At 38.2% G+C, this 18299-nt stretch carries 17 protein-coding genes; 13 read left to right on the forward strand and 4 right to left on the reverse strand.

The window, feature by feature from the left end:
* Positions 1-6: 6 nt before the first annotated feature.
* Entirely contained in the window at positions 7-1296 is a 1290-nt protein-coding gene (locus tag DI076_RS00800) for an imelysin family protein (protein ID WP_108958168.1), read from the reverse strand.
* A gap of 237 nt (positions 1297-1533) precedes the next feature.
* On the opposite strand from DI076_RS00800, the gene DI076_RS00805 reads away from it, so the two are divergent.
* The 3 genes from DI076_RS00805 (at position 1534) to DI076_RS00815 (ending at position 5142) form a co-directional block, all read left to right on the forward strand.
* Complete coding sequence (locus DI076_RS00805) at positions 1534-2799, forward strand: SGNH/GDSL hydrolase family protein (RefSeq protein WP_420870358.1); 1266 nt, start codon at positions 1534-1536, stop codon at positions 2797-2799.
* A gap of 10 nt (positions 2800-2809) precedes the next feature.
* Positions 2810-3487 carry a hypothetical protein gene (locus tag DI076_RS00810; protein ID WP_108958170.1) on the forward strand — a complete coding sequence of 226 codons (678 nt, stop codon included), beginning with the start codon at positions 2810-2812 and terminating at the stop codon, positions 3485-3487.
* Positions 3488-3579: 92 nt separating this feature from the next.
* Positions 3580-5142, forward strand: a complete 1563-nt coding sequence (locus DI076_RS00815) for a HEAT repeat domain-containing protein (RefSeq protein WP_108958171.1) — start codon at positions 3580-3582, stop codon at positions 5140-5142.
* Between the two features lie 121 nt (positions 5143-5263).
* Here the strand turns inward: DI076_RS00815 and DI076_RS00820 are convergent, their stop codons facing one another.
* Together DI076_RS00820 and zigA are read right to left on the reverse strand one after the other, a co-directional pair.
* Positions 5264-5791 (reverse strand): hypothetical protein, encoded by a 528-nt coding sequence (locus tag DI076_RS00820; RefSeq protein WP_108958172.1) that lies wholly within the window; start codon positions 5789-5791, stop codon positions 5264-5266.
* The gene (gene zigA, locus DI076_RS00825) at positions 5788-7026 is read right to left on the reverse strand and encodes a zinc metallochaperone GTPase ZigA (protein ID WP_108958173.1); all 1239 of its coding nucleotides are present in this window, start codon (positions 7024-7026) and stop codon (positions 5788-5790) included. Before zigA ends, DI076_RS00820 begins: the two co-directional genes overlap by 4 nt.
* A 257-nt stretch (positions 7027-7283) precedes the next feature.
* Between zigA and DI076_RS00830 the strand changes: the two genes are divergently transcribed.
* The 9 genes from DI076_RS00830 (at position 7284) to DI076_RS00870 (ending at position 17309) form a co-directional block, all read left to right on the forward strand.
* Positions 7284-8816, forward strand: a complete 1533-nt coding sequence (locus tag DI076_RS00830) for a methyl-accepting chemotaxis protein (RefSeq protein WP_108958174.1) — start codon at positions 7284-7286, stop codon at positions 8814-8816.
* Between the two features lie 129 nt (positions 8817-8945).
* Positions 8946-10703, forward strand: coding sequence for an acyl-CoA dehydrogenase family protein (locus DI076_RS00835; RefSeq protein ID WP_108958175.1), 1758 nt, complete (start codon positions 8946-8948; stop codon positions 10701-10703).
* A gap of 64 nt (positions 10704-10767) precedes the next feature.
* Complete coding sequence (locus DI076_RS00840; RefSeq protein ID WP_245918215.1) at positions 10768-11703, forward strand: amidohydrolase family protein; 936 nt, start codon at positions 10768-10770, stop codon at positions 11701-11703.
* Positions 11704-11756: 53 nt separating this feature from the next.
* Positions 11757-12503, forward strand: coding sequence for a hypothetical protein (locus DI076_RS00845; RefSeq protein ID WP_108958389.1), 747 nt, complete (start codon positions 11757-11759; stop codon positions 12501-12503).
* 70 nt (positions 12504-12573) lie between these two features.
* Complete coding sequence (locus DI076_RS00850; RefSeq protein WP_108958390.1) at positions 12574-13884, forward strand: hypothetical protein; 1311 nt, start codon at positions 12574-12576, stop codon at positions 13882-13884.
* Between the two features lie 14 nt (positions 13885-13898).
* Complete coding sequence (locus DI076_RS00855) at positions 13899-14861, forward strand: metal ABC transporter substrate-binding protein (RefSeq protein WP_245918186.1); 963 nt, start codon at positions 13899-13901, stop codon at positions 14859-14861.
* Positions 14839-15552: a metal ABC transporter ATP-binding protein gene (locus DI076_RS00860; protein ID WP_108958176.1), complete on the forward strand. Its 714-nt coding sequence runs from the start codon at positions 14839-14841 to the stop codon at positions 15550-15552. Before DI076_RS00855 ends, DI076_RS00860 begins: the two co-directional genes overlap by 23 nt.
* Positions 15545-16399 carry a metal ABC transporter permease gene (locus DI076_RS00865; RefSeq protein WP_108958177.1) on the forward strand — a complete coding sequence of 285 codons (855 nt, stop codon included), beginning with the start codon at positions 15545-15547 and terminating at the stop codon, positions 16397-16399. The genes DI076_RS00860 and DI076_RS00865 overlap by 8 nt, the downstream gene beginning before the upstream one ends.
* Positions 16400-16406: 7 nt before the next feature.
* Positions 16407-17309: a class I SAM-dependent methyltransferase gene (locus DI076_RS00870; RefSeq protein ID WP_108958178.1), complete on the forward strand. Its 903-nt coding sequence runs from the start codon at positions 16407-16409 to the stop codon at positions 17307-17309.
* Here DI076_RS00870 and tmk read toward each other — a convergent pair.
* Positions 17295-17900, reverse strand: a complete 606-nt coding sequence (gene tmk / locus DI076_RS00875; RefSeq protein WP_108958179.1) for a dTMP kinase — start codon at positions 17898-17900, stop codon at positions 17295-17297. The two genes, DI076_RS00870 and tmk, sit on opposite strands and share 15 nt — an antisense overlap.
* Before the next feature lie 79 nt (positions 17901-17979).
* Here tmk and DI076_RS20120 point away from each other — a divergent pair, with 79 nt between their 5' ends.
* Positions 17980-18150 carry a hypothetical protein gene (locus DI076_RS20120; RefSeq protein ID WP_165780331.1) on the forward strand — a complete coding sequence of 57 codons (171 nt, stop codon included), beginning with the start codon at positions 17980-17982 and terminating at the stop codon, positions 18148-18150.
* The last annotated feature ends 149 nt before the right edge of the window (positions 18151-18299 follow it).

Here is an 18299-nt window from a genome sequence, read left to right on the forward strand (position 1 = left end):
CTTTATTTATTCTAGAACAAGACCATCGTCGCCGATGGAAACTCCGAAACTTGCTGCTGTTCTTTGCATTGACTTTGCGATTTCTTGTACGGCAGGTTGGATTTGATAACGAAAGAGTTGGTAATCTGCATTTTCAGTAGCAGAACCTGAAACATTGACTGTTCCAATCATTCGATCAAAACGACTGGAGATAAGGTTGCCACTGCAGGTTTGGTTGAGGGAAGTGTCTTCGGAAAATTCATTCAAACAGAATTGTTCTGCTGTCGTGATCCGATCTTTGATATAATTTGTTTCTTTTCCTAATAGGTTTTTCAATCCATATCCCGTAATGGTTTTGGAACCAATGTATGTTCCGTTAAAGATATTTTCTAAACCTTTGGCATCATAATAAAAGTCCGCTTTTGTATTGTCTGAGAAACATGAATGTTCCTCTTCTTGGTCACCGCCAAAAACACCAGTCATTCTTTCTCCTCCCCATTCACCACCTGCAAACTTGGCTATCCCTCTTAGGATATTTTCAAAGGAAGTGGAACTCGATTTGAATTTTTGAACATAGGATCCCGACAAAGAAGGATCCCATGCATTTTTAATGAGCAGTAAATGTGATTCTAAAATTTCTGTAGCATACAATAAATAAGCGGAACGTTTTGCTTGTGTACTTCCCGATCCATTCGCAGTGGTAAAGTTTGTTTGGGTGATGGTTGTACCTGGTGTTGAGTTATTTGTCGCATCAACTCCCCATAAGATATATTCTATAGCGTGCCAACCAACGGAAATATTTTTAGCAGTGTCTCCATCGGGGCAAGTTCCTCCTGAACAATCACCTTGGTTTGCATCGATTAATCCTTGTTTTGTGACCGTTCCTGTTAACACAACTGTGTCAATGTATCCTTCATCTAATGGCCAGGAATTCATCAATGGTTCGAGTTCCACACCTCCTGTAAGATTTGGATTATCAACTGGTCCTTGGCTAAAACGGAAAATTTCCGCTTGTAAGTAACTTCTCCTAGCCTTCCTCCAAAGGGTTCTGATTTCGTTTAGTTCGGAAAGAGTAGGGGATGCTTTTTGCGTAAAAATAGTTACCTTTTCCCTCATCAAAACTATGTCCGCATAAGCATCGCTATAGTTTTGAAAGGCAATTTGTGAATAGGTTTCTAAAAAGGCGGCTTGGTTTCCACTTGCACCAACAACGGCTAAGGAAACAAGCAGGGATGCTTCGTTATTATCTTGTTTGGTGCATCCTATCGTGGATATCCCAAGTGTTAGTACGATGGTAAAAATTCGCTTCCAGAACATCAGTTGTTTGTCTCCTTTTGATAATGAGAGTTAATCTCAATATCAATTAAACATGGTTCTCTGTGGGGGTGCTTAGCGTAAATGAAAAATTGGAACCAAATGTAGTGAGATTTATTATGAACTTAGTTCAAAAAATTGCAACGGTTCGGAAATAAATTATTTGACACTCGTTCAAAAAGACACCAAAATGTCTCAATTATTCAAAGTATGTTGCAAATATTCCGATTGGGAGGAAATATGAAGACAAATAAAGCATTCAGTTTGGTGCTCGCTTTGTTTCTGGCAGGTTCTTTATCTGCGCAAACACAAGGTGAAATGTTCCAGAGAGTTGGGGTCGTAGGAGATTCCTTAAGCCAAGGATTCTTTGGTGTTACTGTAGAGAAAAAAACACAGGACTGGGCTTATCCCGTACTGGTTTCGAAACAAGCAGGAGCATCGGTTTCTTATAATGTTTTGAAAGGACCATTCGTAAACTTAGAAGATGTACTTAAGTGGGATTGTGGGATTTTTTGTATTGCGGAAAGCATCATTGGTGGAAACAAATCCACTGTTTCCTTGCCTTCACATGCAGGGATCACAGGTGCAGAGTATACAACTCTATTAAAAACATCTGGTAAATGTGAAGATATCACAGCTACGAAACAAGCAAAAGAATGGTACTGGGCAAAGTGGTATTGGTATACATATCGTTGGGTGACTGTTGCTGATTGTAAAGAACCAGACAAATTTCACAGATTTGGTTTACGAGATGCAGGAACACAAGCACAAGTGATGGAGAAAGTAAAACCAACTTTCTTATTTGGATCTGCTGGAGCAAACCACGTACTTTGTACAGCACTTCATACTTCTACTGATTGTTTAGATGAAGCTCGTTTCAAAAGAGACATTCGTGAATTTTTCAGAAGAATGGCTGCTATGGGAAGTTTAAAAGGTGGGGTTTTATTCACTGTTCCAAACGTAACAGCAATTGCTTTCCTTGAACCTTACAAAGATCCAAGTGGCAGAGCAAACTACTCTGGACTCAAAGCATTTTTTAGAAACTCAGTATCAAATCCGAACCAAGTTTTGGATGCGAATGAAATCGGAACTATTTCCAACTTCTTAAATATGTTGAACAATGAAATCAAAGCTCAGGCTGCTACAATGCGTTTTGCAGTTGCTGACTTACGTGTGATTTTTGATGACCTTAAAGAAAATGGAAGACCTATTCGTAGTGCTTCAGGTTGGTCACCAGGAAATGCGCGAGCAAATTGGCCACTTCCTAACCAACCAGGTGTTTTTGGTTTAGATGGTGTTCACCCAAATATGTATGGTCACTCACTATTTGCTAATGAGTTGATTAAAGCAATTAACACACGATATGGATATTCAATTCCACAAGTGAGTGAATACACTGCTTGGTATTACGATACATTGAATCGAAATCCAGTTGATTTGAAAAAATTCTTAACAGAGAATATTTTCGGTCAGGCAATTTCTTGGGTAGTATCAATCTTTACATAAGGTATTAACGATGAGTAAACGGTTTATAGGAATTCTTTCGGTTTGTAGTTTTTTCTTAGCCTTGTTTGTTTTTTCTATTTGGAAGTTCACTTCTGATAAAACAAAACAAGATACAGTTATGTCAAATTCCGATTTTGGCAGTTCAGAAAAACACGCAAATTCGTTGTTTGATGATCCAGAATTTGCGGATGCTCCCAATCCTGAAGAATTGGAATTGGCACAAGCGGAAGTGCTATGGCCGTTTGCTCTCGAAAAAAAACCAAATCGTAAGGAAGAGATTAAAGAAGAGTGGAGAGATTTTGCGGCGAAATACCCAAATAATTTCTACATTCCGCGTGAAATTCGCGCTCCTCTCACTGAAAAACAAGAGAAAGAACAACTTGATATGTTGGATTCTTTTACCGCAATGGATGCTAGTTTTTCAGCAAGCCAATCGAAGGAAAAATGGGCAGACAAACCTTCGAGTGAAGAGCCGAATGTTGGAGAACGTCCTACTCCTAAAGCGCAAAAAGCTTACTTTGATTTTAAAATCAATGAATTAGAATCACGTATCCAAATGGTTGAATATTGGCTCGAAAACAAAAAACCTGATAGTGAAGTCAAAGGATCTGCTGAGAAAGATTTACAAGTCTGGCGCAAAGAACTAGCGACATTAAAAGAAGTAAGGAACCAAGTTCCAAATAGTTAAACATTCAATCCATTCCAAAGAATAAAGCTTCCTAATATTAGGAAGCTTTTTGTTTTACAATCCTCACCAAATATAAAACCATAGATACATCCATGCAACTCTTAGATAAATCATTCATTTTCCTTTTCGTATGTGGCTTAAGCCTAAATTGTTTTGGTGGTCCAAACGAACCTGTAACTCAGGAGGTAATGCCTGTGGAAGAAGAGATTCCGACTGAAATGCTCCTCAAAACATTGGAATCTGGTTCCAATTTTGACAGAGGCCAAGCTGCGATCCAACTGGGAAGCCGTGGGATCACAAAAGCAATACCTAGTCTTCGAAAGATGTTAAATGAAAAAGATCCGGGCCTAAGGGCGGGTGCAGCGATTGCCCTTGGAGAATTAAAGGACAAGGTCTCTTCCTCTACCATTGCCAATCTGATGTGGTCCGATACTGAAAATCCGAAAGATGTTTACTTAGATGCGCTAACTCGCATGAAAGAACCTTCTGTCGTGAATCGAATTTATCCATTATTAGAAGATGATAATGCAACTCTACGATTACAAACTGTAGATGCTTTGGTACAGATTGGAAATCGATCAGTAGGTCCTCAAATTTTGGCCTTAGCTTTAAAAAACAAAAACAGAGAAAAAGACAAAACCTTTGCAATGGCTCTTGGAAAATTAAATGTAAATTCCGCTGAATCGTATTTGCTCAATCTAACAAAAATCCAAGATGAAACTCCAACACTCGCTGCATCCTATTTAGCTCTCGGTAGGATTAAAGCAAAAAATGCCAGTGAAGTACTCATCAAAGCACTTACCTTACCTTATGATAAAGGAAAAGAAAATGCTTCCATGGCACTCATTGAAATTGCTAATCCAAATGTTGTTCCTAAAGTATTTACTGTTTTAAAATCTGATAATTTAGAATCAAAAATGTACGCAACTGATGTGTTATGTGCAATTCCTTCTAAAGAAGCAGCAAAACTTGCCTTTGGAATTTTAAATTCTGATGAAACGAGAAATTGGGGTTATGCGGCAAAAATCATTGGCCGTCAAAAGTACAAAGAAGGAAAAAATCGAATCGAAGAATTGCTCCTAAAACCATCAACACCTGAACGAGATAATTTTGCAGAAGCACTTGGATGGATTGGAGATCCAAGTTCCATTCCTATCTTACGCAAAGTTTTACTCTCTGGGGAAAAAGAGGGACCATATGGTTCTGCTTGGGCACTTGGAGTTATGGGAGCAAAAGAAGCAGTACCAGATCTTATAAAAGCCTTAGACAAAGGGGATGCCAAATTGATGGGATATGCATTGGAAGCACTCGGGTCCATTGCAGATCCAAGTGCCTTACCAAAACTAAAGGAACTATTATCAGACCGTCCTAAAATGGCTCCTCAAATTCTATCAACCGTTGCGCTGATACCAACCGAAGAGGCAAGGTATCTCATCGAAGATTCCACTCGCTCTAAGGATGCAGAAGTATACCGACCTGCGATGGAAGAAATTGCCAAACGAAAAGACAAAAAATCAATTCCACTCTTGATTTCATTTGTAAACGGTGATAACGCTGAAAAACGCAAGTTAAGTTATTATGCGCTAACAGCCATTACTGGTCAAAAATTTAGAACGGCTAGAGAGTGGAATGTTTGGGCGAAGGCAAATCCATAGACCGTGCTGAAATTGGAATCCAGATTGTTATGGGCCCTATTAAAGGGTTCATCCTATGTTCTATAGAAAAATCTATACGAATCAAAGATCACTGGATTTCTTTCAAAGATTCTTTTTTGTCTTATGAATACAATCCTCTCTCCAATCGATTTAAAAAATTTTTAATATTCGGTACACCGTATTGTTGTTTAGGGATGTAACTTGCTATGATTTTCCCATCTTTTAATGCAAAAAGTCCATGAGCTAAACGGTGGGAGTTTTTCACTCCAACACCTAATTTCTGTTTAAAGTTTTCGACTTCAATTTGACTACAGTTTTTCAGGGAATACCCGCGAGCTTTCAGCTGTGGATGTAATTTTTTTATCTCAGCCCAAGAATCTTTTCCACATGATGCAAGATGAAAAATTTTTGCAGGTATTTTCCGTTTGGTAATTTCAACTTCTAAATCTAAAACTTGTGCAGAACAAGCAAAGGATTTTACATTGGGTAAAGTGGATAGAAATATGATCCCCTTACTTTTTTGCAGATTCGGAAATTTATTTTTTGCATTGAGTACTGGGGTAAACCGATATTTTCCTTCAATCGGTTTTCCCAACCTAGGTCTCTTGCCAGTGAGTTCCACTGGCAAATCTCCTAAATAAACTTTCATTTTGAAAGTACCTCGGTTTCTGTTTCTCCTGCGGGTGTTTCGATCATTTCATCCCAATTCGGAAACGGATCTTCAAATGATGCCCAAATCTCTGGACCTTGTTTGTATTCTTCATCGGTTAACAAACATTTATCGAGAGAAGATCTTATTTTTTTTTCATTCATGTCCCTACCAATGAGGACAATTTCCTGTCGTCTGTCACCCCAAGGTTCTAACCAATGTTGTTTGAGATTTTCTAAAACATCTGGGTCGTCTGGAATATCTTCGTCCCTGATACTTGCCCACCAATACCCTTCTGGTTTATATGAAGAAAGATTACCAGCTTGAGAGTACAACACAACCCAATCCATTTTAGTAGCAAGCCATACAAATCCTTTTGCTCTCACTAGTCCGTCTTTTTCAGAATCCAACCAATCATAAAAACGTTTTGGATGCATGGGTTTCCGATTTACGTACACAAAACTTTTAATACCGTATTCTTCAGTTTCGGGAACATGTTCTCCCCTTAATTCTTTCAACCACAATGGAAATTGACTCGCTTTGTCAAAATCAAACTTGCCCGTATTGAATACTTTATTAAGAGGAATTTTTCCAAAATCTGTAGTGATGATTTCAGCTTCAGCATTGAGCGAACGTAAAATTGTGAGAAGTTTGTTTTTGTTTGATTCGGATAGGAGGCTAATTTTGTTAACAACCAAAGTATTTGAAAATTCAACTTGGTCTACCAGTAAATCTACTAAATCTCGATCATCTTCCTCTCCTGCACCTAATTCTCGTTCTTTTAAGGAATCTAAACTTTCAAAATCCTTTAGAAAATTGACTGCATCAACCACAGTGATCATGGAATCAAGTTGAACGAGGTTTGATAAACTAACTCCTGCTTCATCTTCAAAAGTAAATGTTTCAGCAATAGGTAATGGTTCTGATATTCCAGTTGATTCGATTAGTATGTAATCAAATCGATTCTCTTTTGCAAGTTTAGTAACCTCAATGAGTAGATCCTCTCGTAATGTACAGCAAATACAACCATTGGACATTTCGACTAGAGATTCGTTTGTTCGACTGAGCGAAGCACCATTCGCAACTAACTTGGCATCAATATTCACTTCGCTCATGTCGTTGACAATAACGGCAACACGTAAACCTTCTCTGTTCGAAAGAACATGGTTGAGAAGGGTGGTTTTACCTGCGCCTAAAAATCCTGATAAAACAGTTACGGGTATTCTTTTGTCCAAGTGGAGACCTTCCTTATGCAATCAAGTTGCATTTAAAATAGAGGGTTTTTTTTGTCAAATAAAAATGCAACACAGTTGCAAAATGATTTGGGGACTTGGTATTCAGTTTTGCTTTCTTTCGGATCAATATCGAATTGAATCTGGCAACTTTTTTTGATATGTTTGATTGATTGGTCCTAGATAAGCCTTCGTGGGATCCATCGAAAAGTATTTCCTTGCAATCTTTGTGGGAAACACCATGATAACTTCCGAACCTTATGGACGAATACAAATTACAATCAGCCAAAACCATTAATACCATACGTTTTATTTTATTTGGAATTTATGTATTGGGCATTTTAGGAAGTTTAGGTTCACTTCGGACTGACCAATTGGTTGTGATGGTCATTGCCACTGTCTTTTATGGGATTTTTGCATTTACACAATTGTATTTATTTCGACGTCATCTTAATCCTTATCCTTTTTTGTTTGTGATAGGTGATGCAATTCTTGTAGGAATATCTACCTGGGGCCAGTCACTCATCACTTTAGATTTATCCGCCGCTGCTCTTAAACTGGGAGTGAATTACACAATTTGTTTTTTTGTGATATTGTATTCAGGGTTTTTATTTTCTTCTAAACAAACTATCATCGTCGGTGTACTTCTTATTTTTATCCATATTGGTTCTTTGGTATTTTCATACCAGATGGGAGTAAGTTTTGTAGATAGAAACGATGTCCATCATTTGCCCCATTCTTTATCTTTACCTATTGAGATTGTGAAAATTGTTTTTTTAATCTTAGCAACTTACTTTATGAGTAAGATGGTGGGACTACTCATTTCCATTCGCGAAGAAGCAATGGTAGGGAAAAAAGAAGCAGATACTCATGCTAAAATAGTTACTGAACAAAAACAAGCAATGGTCGAGACAGGTGAAAACTTAAACCAATCTGTGGCAGCTTTGAAAGTTTTTACTGATGATTTGAATGGACTTGTTCAAAACCAAGCCGCATCCATAGAAGAAATATCGGCTTCCCTCACCGAAATAGCACAATCAACAGAAAATTCATTTTCCTTTGTCAAAGACCAATACCAAAGGATTGAATCTTTAAATGAAGAAAGTAAAACATTAGAAGGTATTGTCACTTCGGTTCGTACTGAAACTGAATTGATCTCTGGGTTAATCAAAGAGTCTTCCAAATTCAGTAATTTGGTCACACTTTCCATGGAAAATCTAAACAACGTACTTTCCGAAGTAAGTGATAGTTTTCAAAAAGTGGAAGATGTTAACCAAATCATGAAAGAAATTGCGGATCAAACCAACTTGCTTGCGTTAAATGCTTCGATTGAAGCTGCAAGGGCTGGAGAACATGGAAGGGGATTTGCTGTAGTCGCACAAGAGGTAGCCAAACTAGCAGATAATTCTGCAACCAATGCGAGTATCATTTCCAAAACCATTTTAAAATCAAAGTCAGATTTGATGAAAGGGAATTTATCTGCGAAAGAAGCAAATTCTCTTGCCAATAACCAAGAAAAAGAGATGTTAAATATCCAATCTAAAGTCATAAGTTTTAATGAAAAAATCATCGAATTACAAAAATTAAATGCAAGGGTAGTTGATTCACAAAAAGAATTAAAAGATATTTCTTCGCAACTGGAAACCATTGCCAAAGAACAATCCATAGGTAACCAGGAAGTGATGCGTGCGGCCCAAAACATTGAAGATGCAGTCCAAGTAGTGGCTGAGAATACTAGAGTGCTTGCAGAACACATCGAAGACATCCAAGTCCTTGCCAATCGCATCAAATGATCCTTGTTTAACACCATTAAGTTAACGGATTGGACATTCGTTCAGGAATCCACCAGGGAAAATCATTTGTAATTCTTTTCACGATATTGAAAGTTGAGTGAAAGTCCTTGTTAGGAGCCAATAAATTGTATGATATCTAATAACTATTTTAATGATAATGATGACCTAATTGATCATTTTGATTCTCTCACACCTTGGAATGCGGTCATTGACCAATATGAACAAGGGTTCGAAGATTTTGCAGAATTCCAAAAATCAGGAAAAGAGGAACTCACCTTTGCTCCTGGCAATTACGAAGATGCGATTGAATTTTACAGATCCACCCTCGAAGCCGGTGGTGACATTGCTGGAAATGACATCTCCCAAATCGCCAAACAAATGGATGAAGAGGGACTCAAATACAAGGATGGGCAAGTTGGGTTCCCAAAACCAATGTTAGACGTAGTAGAAAAAATTAAATCTGCTGGTTTATTGCCCTATGGAATCCATAGACACTACGGTGGACTTGGATTACCATCTGTCGTTCAATCTATGTTATCTGAGTGTGTATCACGTGGTGACGGATCCCTCGCAATCACTCTTGGTTGTATGAACCTTGCGGAAACTGTGGAACGATTTGGAACAGAAGAGATGATCCATGAGTATGTTCCAAAAATGGCTTCTGGTGAACTTTGTGGTGCTATGGCACTCACAGAACCTAACTATGGTTCAGATCTCCCTAATTTACAAACAAAAGCAGTTAAGGGTGAGGATGGTGTTTGGAGAATCACTGGAACCAAACGGTTTATCACACATGCTTGTGGATTTGGGAATGCACCTTCCATCATTTTAACCTTAGCACGAACTGGCACTACAACCAGTGGAGCACGAGGACTTTCCTTTTTCTTGGTTCATTCAAAAGATGTATTTGTTGCATCCATCGAAAAGAAAATGGGTCTTCATTGTTCACCTACTTGTGAAGTTGTCTTTGAAAATGCGCCAGGTATACTCATTGGTGAAGAAGGAAAAGGACTCGTAAAATATTCAATGGCAATGATGAACCAAGCAAGGTTAAACATTGCAGCCCAAGCTATGGGAATCGCAACTGCTGCTTATTTTGAAGGAAAAAAATATGCAGAAGAACGTGTTCAATTTGGAAAAACTATCAGTAACATCACTGCTGTTAAAAAAATGTTAGAAAGAATGGAACGTGAAGTTGCTGCAATGCGTTGTATTTTATACGAAGCTAGTTTTGCAGTCGACCAATACCGTTGGAAAGAAGAACGAGGAAAAATGAAAGGCCTTACTGAAAAGGACATCAAAAAGGATGAAACCTTTAAGAAATGGGAAAAACTAGCCTCACTCTTCACACCACTTTCCAAATACTACATTACGGAAATGGCAAACGTAGTTGCTTATGATGCCCTACAAATCCATGGCGGTTCTGGTTATACGGAAGACTATGATGTTGCAAGGTTGTATCGAGATGTGCGGATTACAAACATTTACGAAGGAACCACACAACTCCAAACAGTAGCTTGTATCGGTGGTATCGTTTCTGGTATGACAGAAACTGGAATTTACCGTGAATACTTAAAATCGGAAATGTCTGGTTTTGTTTCTTCTTCTGAATTAAACGAACTCTTCAAACAATTTGAAACTGTTGTAGCTGAATATGCTGAAATTGATTCAACACCTCTTCGTGAGGAGTTAGCATTTGAAGTGGTAGAATCTGCTGCAAGATTCCATAACAGTTTGTTACTCGAAAGAAGTATTGGAAGATCCAAAGTAGAAAGACGAAATCATAGAAAGACACTTACTGAAAGTTATATTTTAGACAGTGCAGCGATCTTGGCGTCTAACCTAACTAAAATTCGTGGAAAGAAAAAAACTCCAGTCACTGCATAACCACAAACTGGATTCACCTCTACTTCCTTGTTACGCTTGTTTTGCGAAGGAAGTTGACGATGGTATTTCTGCAAATGTTACAGACACACGATTCTCCTCTCCCTTTTCATGGAGGGGAGATTTTTTTCCTCCCATTCTTGACGATCCAATCCCCGACCACTTAGAAAAGATTTCCGATTTAGGCATCCCTCATATCTTCGATATCCACACTCATTTTTTTCCAGAAACCATTATGAAACTCATTTGGCGCTGGTTTGACAATGTGAACTGGGCAATCGGTTACCGGCTGTCAGAAATGGAAAGGGTCAACCGTTTGCACCATAATGGGATCAAACAATTTACCACCCTCAACTATGCTCATAAAAAGAAGATGGCAAAATCACTCAATGATTGGACCTACAACAATTATCAAAATTGGCAAGGTGCCATACCATTTGGGACATTTTATCCGGAAGAAGGTGTGTTCTCCTATGTGAAAGAAGCGGTTGAAGTATATGGTTTTTTAGGATTTAAACTCCACTGTGAAGTATCCAAACTCAATTTAAACGATCCAGAGCTCAGTGATTGTTTTGGTTATTTGGAAAAAAAAGAAATTCCAATCGTCATCCATACGGGTACCGCACCATTACCAGGTGAATTTACAGGGATTCAATTTTTTAAACCATTTATCCAAACCTACCCAAAATTACATGTAATTGTCGCTCATATGGGAGCCCATGAAATATCCGCCTATGCTTCGTTACTTGATGAGTATTCCAATTTAGCTTTGGATACAACTATGGTCTTTGTGGATTTTTTAGCGACTGGTAAGGAAACAGATGTTGATGAGGCAATCCCACTTTTGGAACGTTACAAGGATCAGATTTACTTTGGATCCGATTTTCCAAATATCCCTTATAATCTAAACCATCCCATTTCCAAATTTTTGGACCTGCCCATCTCCGACAAAGCCAAACAAAAAATCCTCTTCGAAAACGCTAAAAACCGATTTTTTAAATGAAACGTGGTTGCATTTGCAACAGCGTTGCAAATGATGTCCCAACAGAGGTACTTATGAATTTCTTAAAACCAATCATTGTATTTGTGATATTTGTCTCTCTGGGCAATTGTGCGGAACTTTTCCAAGCTTCCAAAAAAGACAATAATAATGATGCGATTTTTGCTGCTCTATTGGCAAACTCTGGTTCTTGCGGTCAATCGGCACGCTCTGGCGCTGCGGGAAATGGAACGAGGTATAATTTTTTTGGTTGTTCTGGTGACGCGACAACAACCTTACTTGGCTTAGGGTTTACTGCGCAGAATGTGAGTTTTAATGGTGGCCTTTCAGGAACTAGTGATGCATCTACAATTGTCACACGTGCCAGTAGTTTATCTTCCTCTGGTGGGGAAAAAAAAGCAGGGATTGAAATTACATACGTCTTGAATTCAGGTTCGTCCACATTAAAAGCAATTTTGCCTGGAGAAACCAATTTCAATGGACCTGGTTTTCTGATATCTGCTACTACCATTCAGAAATTAGTGGATAATGTATCTTCCGCTTTTAGCACTCCTGCATCATGGGGAACTTCTCTCGGGATTGAAAAAACTCTTTGTTTAGAAGTACATGAAGAAAATGGTGCACATATCTTTGGTTGGGAAGGATCTTGTGATTCTGTCAATCGTGGAACTTACCAATTTGAAGAGGATAGTGTGATAGTGAATGTAAATGGTGACCGAGTTGGTTTAAGACTTAATAATGTCATTGTCAAATCGATGACTATCTATTCGTCTGTAATAGGCACATCAGGAATGATCCGATAAGGAAATAAATATAAGTATTGTGAAACTTGGATTCCATAAACATTTTTCCTTTCTTCGGCTGGTGGTTGTTATGCTACCAGTCTTTTTTGCATTTTGGTTGTATGCGGATACAAATGACTGGGAAAAAGAACTAGCTGAACCAGATTCCAAAAAACAATCAAACTCACTTAAAAGCAAATCCCAAAATCCAGAACCCAATGATTGGGAAGCAGAACTTGACAAAGATTTAAAAGACCAAGAAACAAGAAGTAAAAGTACAGAAGGAAGTCGTGGAGTCACCTCCAACGTACAACAGCCCAACCAAATCAATCGTTCTGCACAAAACTTGATGATGGATGTTTCAGCCGCAATAGACATTGTTGGTGCATGGGATCGAAACAAACCAAGGGGAACAGGGGAACGTATCGATAATAAAATGGATGTTCGTTCTGCTGAGTTTGGATTTACGGCGGCGGTTGACCAATGGATGCGTGCTAATTTTTTGGGTGCTGCTCATGGGGAAGATGGTAAATATTATTTTGAAGTCCATGAAGCCAATGTTTTGTTCCCATTTTTACCTTTTAATACTTCCCTCAAAGTGGGACAGATGTTCCTCGATATTGGAAGGTTGAATCGAATTCACCTTCATGACAGACCCTTCACGATGAATCCAATTGTACATGAAAAATTCATAGGTTTTGAGTCTGCTATGGACACGGGAGCAGAGTTTAGTATTTTATTACCATGGAAATGGATTACCCAGGAATTAGTGTTAGGTGCAACAAATGGAAAGAGGTGGGGGCACGCCCATACGGAAGGCCAACAGAAAAATAACCCAATGGGTTATGCCCACCTCAAACACTTTTATTATTTTGGAAATAACTGGGGAACCCAATTTGGATTTTCTGGAGTTCGGTATGAACCAACAACAGATAGAAAAAACCAAAGGTATTTGTATGGAATGGATGCGGTTTTAAGGTGGAATCGTTCCAATCTCAGGGAACTCATGATCATGTCGGAAGGTTGGTACCAACAAGAAATTTTCCCAGAACAAATGGACCCAAGTACCTTCCAAAAATCGAAAGCAGCATCCAGAGACCAGTGGGGTTACTATTTTTTTGTGGATTATAAATTCCACCAACTTTGGTCACTCGGGTATCGGTATGATTATTTTACGGATAAATCACTTGTCGACAAAAATGGAAAACTAGCAGACAATGCTATAGAAGCACATTCGACTCAAATTACGTTTCATAGTTCAGAATTTGGAAGGATACGTGGTTCGATCGAAAGGCGATACATCCAGGATTTTTCCAAACAAGAATTCCAGGAACAACGCGAGTGGAGATTTTATGTGCAAGCAGTCGCCATTTTAGGTTCTCATCCAGCACATAGTTATTAAGGAAATAGGAAATCATGCCTCAATTTGATTCTGCATTTTACCATCATCAAAATTCAAAAAATAAACCTATCTTTCATTTTCTGATACTCTCTATCATTTTGTTTTTATCCTCACCTGTACTCGGAAAGGTATCACTTGTGGCAAGTATCTCTGATATCAAATACATCGCCGAACAGGTTGCAGGTGATAGGGCCGATGTTTATGGAATGATCCGTGGAGTGGATGATCCGCATTTTGTCATGACTCGTCCTGATTTTTTGGTCAAACTGAGTGAGGCGGATGTTTTATGTGTTGTGGGACTGGATTTAGAGATTGGTTGGATCCCTTATCTCCAACAACAATCTCGGAACATGAAAATCCAAAAAGGCCAACCAGGGTATTGTGACACTTCCTTTGGAGTGAAAATCCTTGGGGAACCAACTGTGATGATGGATCGTTCCATGGGAGACATGCACATTTATGGGAACCCTCATTATTGGAATGACCCGATTAATGCCATCCAAATGGCACAAAACATCAAAAATGCCCTCACAAGAGTGGACCCACTCAATGGAGAATACTATGAAAATAATTTTAATGCCTTTAAAAAACGTTTAATCCAACTGACAAAAGAAGAGATGAAGAAAATGGAACCCTATTTTGGCTTAAAAGTAGCCGTGTTCCATGATCAATTTGTTTATTTGGCATCTCGGTTTAAATTTAATGCAAATCTTACCATCGAAGAACGTCCTGGAGTTCCACCTTCTGTTCGTTATATGGACCAGGTCATTGGTTATATGATCGCAGAAAAGATAAAAATTATCTTGATAGGTCCCTATCATAATCCAAAGTATGCTGAGTACGTATCGTCCAAGGTGCCAGGATCGGTAGTAGTCACTCTCCCAGTTTCTGTTGGTGCACTAGACACCACTAGTTATGAAGAGACATTACGTTTGAGTTTACAAAAGATACGCGATGCAATCGACAAAACTAAATAGTCTAGAAGCTCACACTACCTTTATCCATGCAGACCACTTGTCCGTTGGGTATAGAAAAGAGTTTCCTGTTGTCTCAGATATCCACCTACACATTGAATCTGGCAAAACTTACGCCCTAGTAGGTGGAAATGGAGCTGGAAAAACAACCTTGTTTAGAACACTCACGGACTTACTCCCACCACTTGCGGGTACCATCAGTTTTTCAAAATCAATTACCACTTCCTATGTTCCCCAAGCGAAAAAAATGGCATTGGATTTTCCTCTCAGAGTGGAGGATGTTTTACTTATGCCAAAAAATATCGGACTGAGTTTTTTGCCTAAATCCAAATTCTCAGAAGAGGATAGAGAATTAATAGAACGAACTGGTGTTAGCTCTTATTTGAAAAAACAAATTTCAATGTGTAGTGGTGGGCAACTTCAAAAAGTTCTGATTTTACGATCCTTACTGACAAAAGCAAACTTGATATTTTTAGATGAACCAATGGATTCATTAGACCATAACGCAAGGGAACTCTTTCAGTCTGTTTTATCTGAATATTTAAATCAAGGAAATCGCTCTTTGTTTTTTATCACCCACAGTCTAGAACACGATTGGGGATTTGGTTTTGATGAAGTTTTGGAAATCGATGAAGGGAAATTATTCAACATCACAAAAGGAGAAAGGCCTCCCAATTGCCACCACCATGACTAGTCTCCTTTCCAGTTGGAATTTATTTTTACCTCAAATTTTAGTCGGTAGCCTTGTAGGAGCTTTATTATCTGTACTCGGTATCCTGATTGTTTTAAGGGGTATGACATTTTTTGGTGTGACCCTTTCACAAGCGGTTACGTTTTCAGTGGCTTTGTCTTTATTTATGGAATGGCCTGGTGAAATTTTTCCCATCCTATTCTCTTGTATTTTAGTTTTTCCTTTATTGTATGTGCGAAAACTTCCTGGCATGAAGGAAGAAGTGATCCTCGGTATCTTATTTGTTTTCTTTTCTGCAGCATCTCAGTTTATGTTAGCACTCGGCGGAAATGTTCAAAATCATTTGATGGCAGCATTTTTTGGAGATATTTTAACCTCTCAAGTCAGAGCAGATTCAATTGGCATCTATGTTGCCATTTTCTTTTTTATCTTGTATTTGAGTTTTTTTCGTAGGTTTTTGTTTATTAGTTTTGATCGGGACGAATACAAAATCCAAGTAGGCAATCCACTTCCGTTTGATCTTTTGTTTTATATCATCCTTGCGGCCTCTCTAACAGTTGCGGTAAATTTACTTGGAACCTTTTACAGCATTGCTCACCTTTTGCTCCCTGTGTTTGCACTACTTCCAATCATTCGTTCTTTAAAAATTTTAACTGTTGTTTGTGTTTTGTTTTCGATCACTTCGACTTGTTTAGGATTTATGGTATCTCTTATTGGGTTGGAGAGGAACGGTGAAATGATTTATTTTCCTACTTCCTCCAGTATCATCCTTGTTCTTTGTTTTTTTGCATTTTTTATTCATATCAGTCGGTATCTAATCACTTCCTTTTTTTCGCAAAAAAGCCGATAGGAAATCTGTGGAAACCATTCCTTGTAATACCTGTGGCAAAACTTCTTTTACCCATTTACATACGAAAAATAGCCCATTAGGGGAATCATTTTCGATTGTTAGTTGTGATCATTGTGGACTCGTCCAAGTGAACCCACAGCCAAGTTTGATAGAAGTCAAAAAATACTATGATGATTCTTATTTTACCCAGAGGACGGAACGTGGGTATGATAATTATTATTCCAGTGACCTCAGAAAAGAAATCTCTCGTGTTTTCCAATTGAATCTACAAGATTTAGATTTTTTTCAATGGGAGAAAAATCGAATCAAGGAAAAGGAATCTCCAACGACCAAACTTTCCTCACTGGATATAGGATGTGCTGCCGGCTACTTTGTCGCTTATATGAAAGAAAGAGGGTATGATGCCAAAGGAATTGAAATTGCAGATGGTCCAGTCAAATATGCTAGGCAAACTCTTGGACTTTCGATTTTCCAAGAAAATTTTTTAGACTGGGACCTTGGTTACCAAAATCAATTTGATGTCATCACTCTTTGGGCTACAATCGAACATCTACACAAACCCAAAGAAACGTTAGAAAAAATCATGAAACACTTGTTACCAGGTGGGATATTGATTTTGTCCACTTGTCGGTATGGATTCCTTGCAAAATGGAATGGAATCCATTGGAGGTATTTGAATGTACCAGAACATCTTTATTATTATTCTTTTTCTGGCTTAAAACAAATACTTAGTTCACTTGGTTACAAATCTCCCAAAGCCTTTACCTACGGAAGTGGGCTCACAAGCCGAAAAAATGCCAGTGTTTTCTTTCGATTCCGAAAGGCATTTTTTGATCGTTTTGTGAAATGGTTCCGCATGGGAGACATGATGGTCTTTCGTGTGACAAAAGAAAAATCAAACAGAAAGTGATTTTAAAATATCCTCAACACAAAAGTGAACAACTTCCTCTAAATCGGCAGTTGCATCTACAAAAATTGTCGATTCAGGTAAAATAGCCAGATAGTTTTGGTAAATTCGGGTTTGTTCTGAACTTTCATCAAACACTTCTTGTTTTCCTCCACGAGTATTCCTTCTCTCTAAGGCCTCTTCTGGAGATAAGTCTAAAAAATAAACATGGTTTGGTTCTGGGAAACCTTTGTCTTCATTCATGTACAAAATGTCCGCAGCATGTTCTTCATCTCTACCTTGGTAAGCTGCAGTTGAAAAATAATATCTGTCTTGCACAATAGATTTACCATTCTTTAACGTTGGTAAGATGATATCCTGTACAGATAGTTCCCTGTCTTGTAAAAATAGTTTTAATTGTTCTTCTTGGGTGAGTTTGATTTTCCCTTGGAGGAATTCTCGGATTTTTTTACCGAAAACACTATCAGTAGGTTCTCTGTGCCATACATTTGGGAACAATTTTTCATTTAGAATTTCAGAAACCCTCTTTGAAACTGTTGTTTTCCCTGAACCATCGATCCCTTCGAAGACAAAAAACTGCGACTTTACTGGCATATCTCCTCCATATTCAGAATCATCGTTTTTTCCTCGACTTATTTACGAAATTCGACAGTTTAGTCTAAGGAGCAAATACATGAAAAAAATTTCGTCTATGCTAATCATTGCTTTATTGGCTGTATTTATGATCAACTGTGCCTCTGAAGAAGTGAAACAACCGACTCAGCCAGTGGTAGAAGAACCAAAACCTTCTAAAAAGCCAAAATTGGATGACTCATTCAAAACAAGAGCAAGAGACATCAAGTAATTGGTGTTTTTCGTTCGGAAGCCACTCAGGGAGACTTGGGTGGCTTTTTTTTTACCATTTTGCTAAAAACTTCTACAATAATTAGAGATTTTTACAATCCTTGTTCGCTAATGCTAAAAAAACAAGCATGATGCAGTAAACTTCACTAC

Source organism: Leptospira ellinghausenii, from assembly GCF_003114815.1.
Classification (GTDB): Bacteria; Spirochaetota; Leptospiria; order Leptospirales; family Leptospiraceae; genus Leptospira_A; species Leptospira_A ellinghausenii.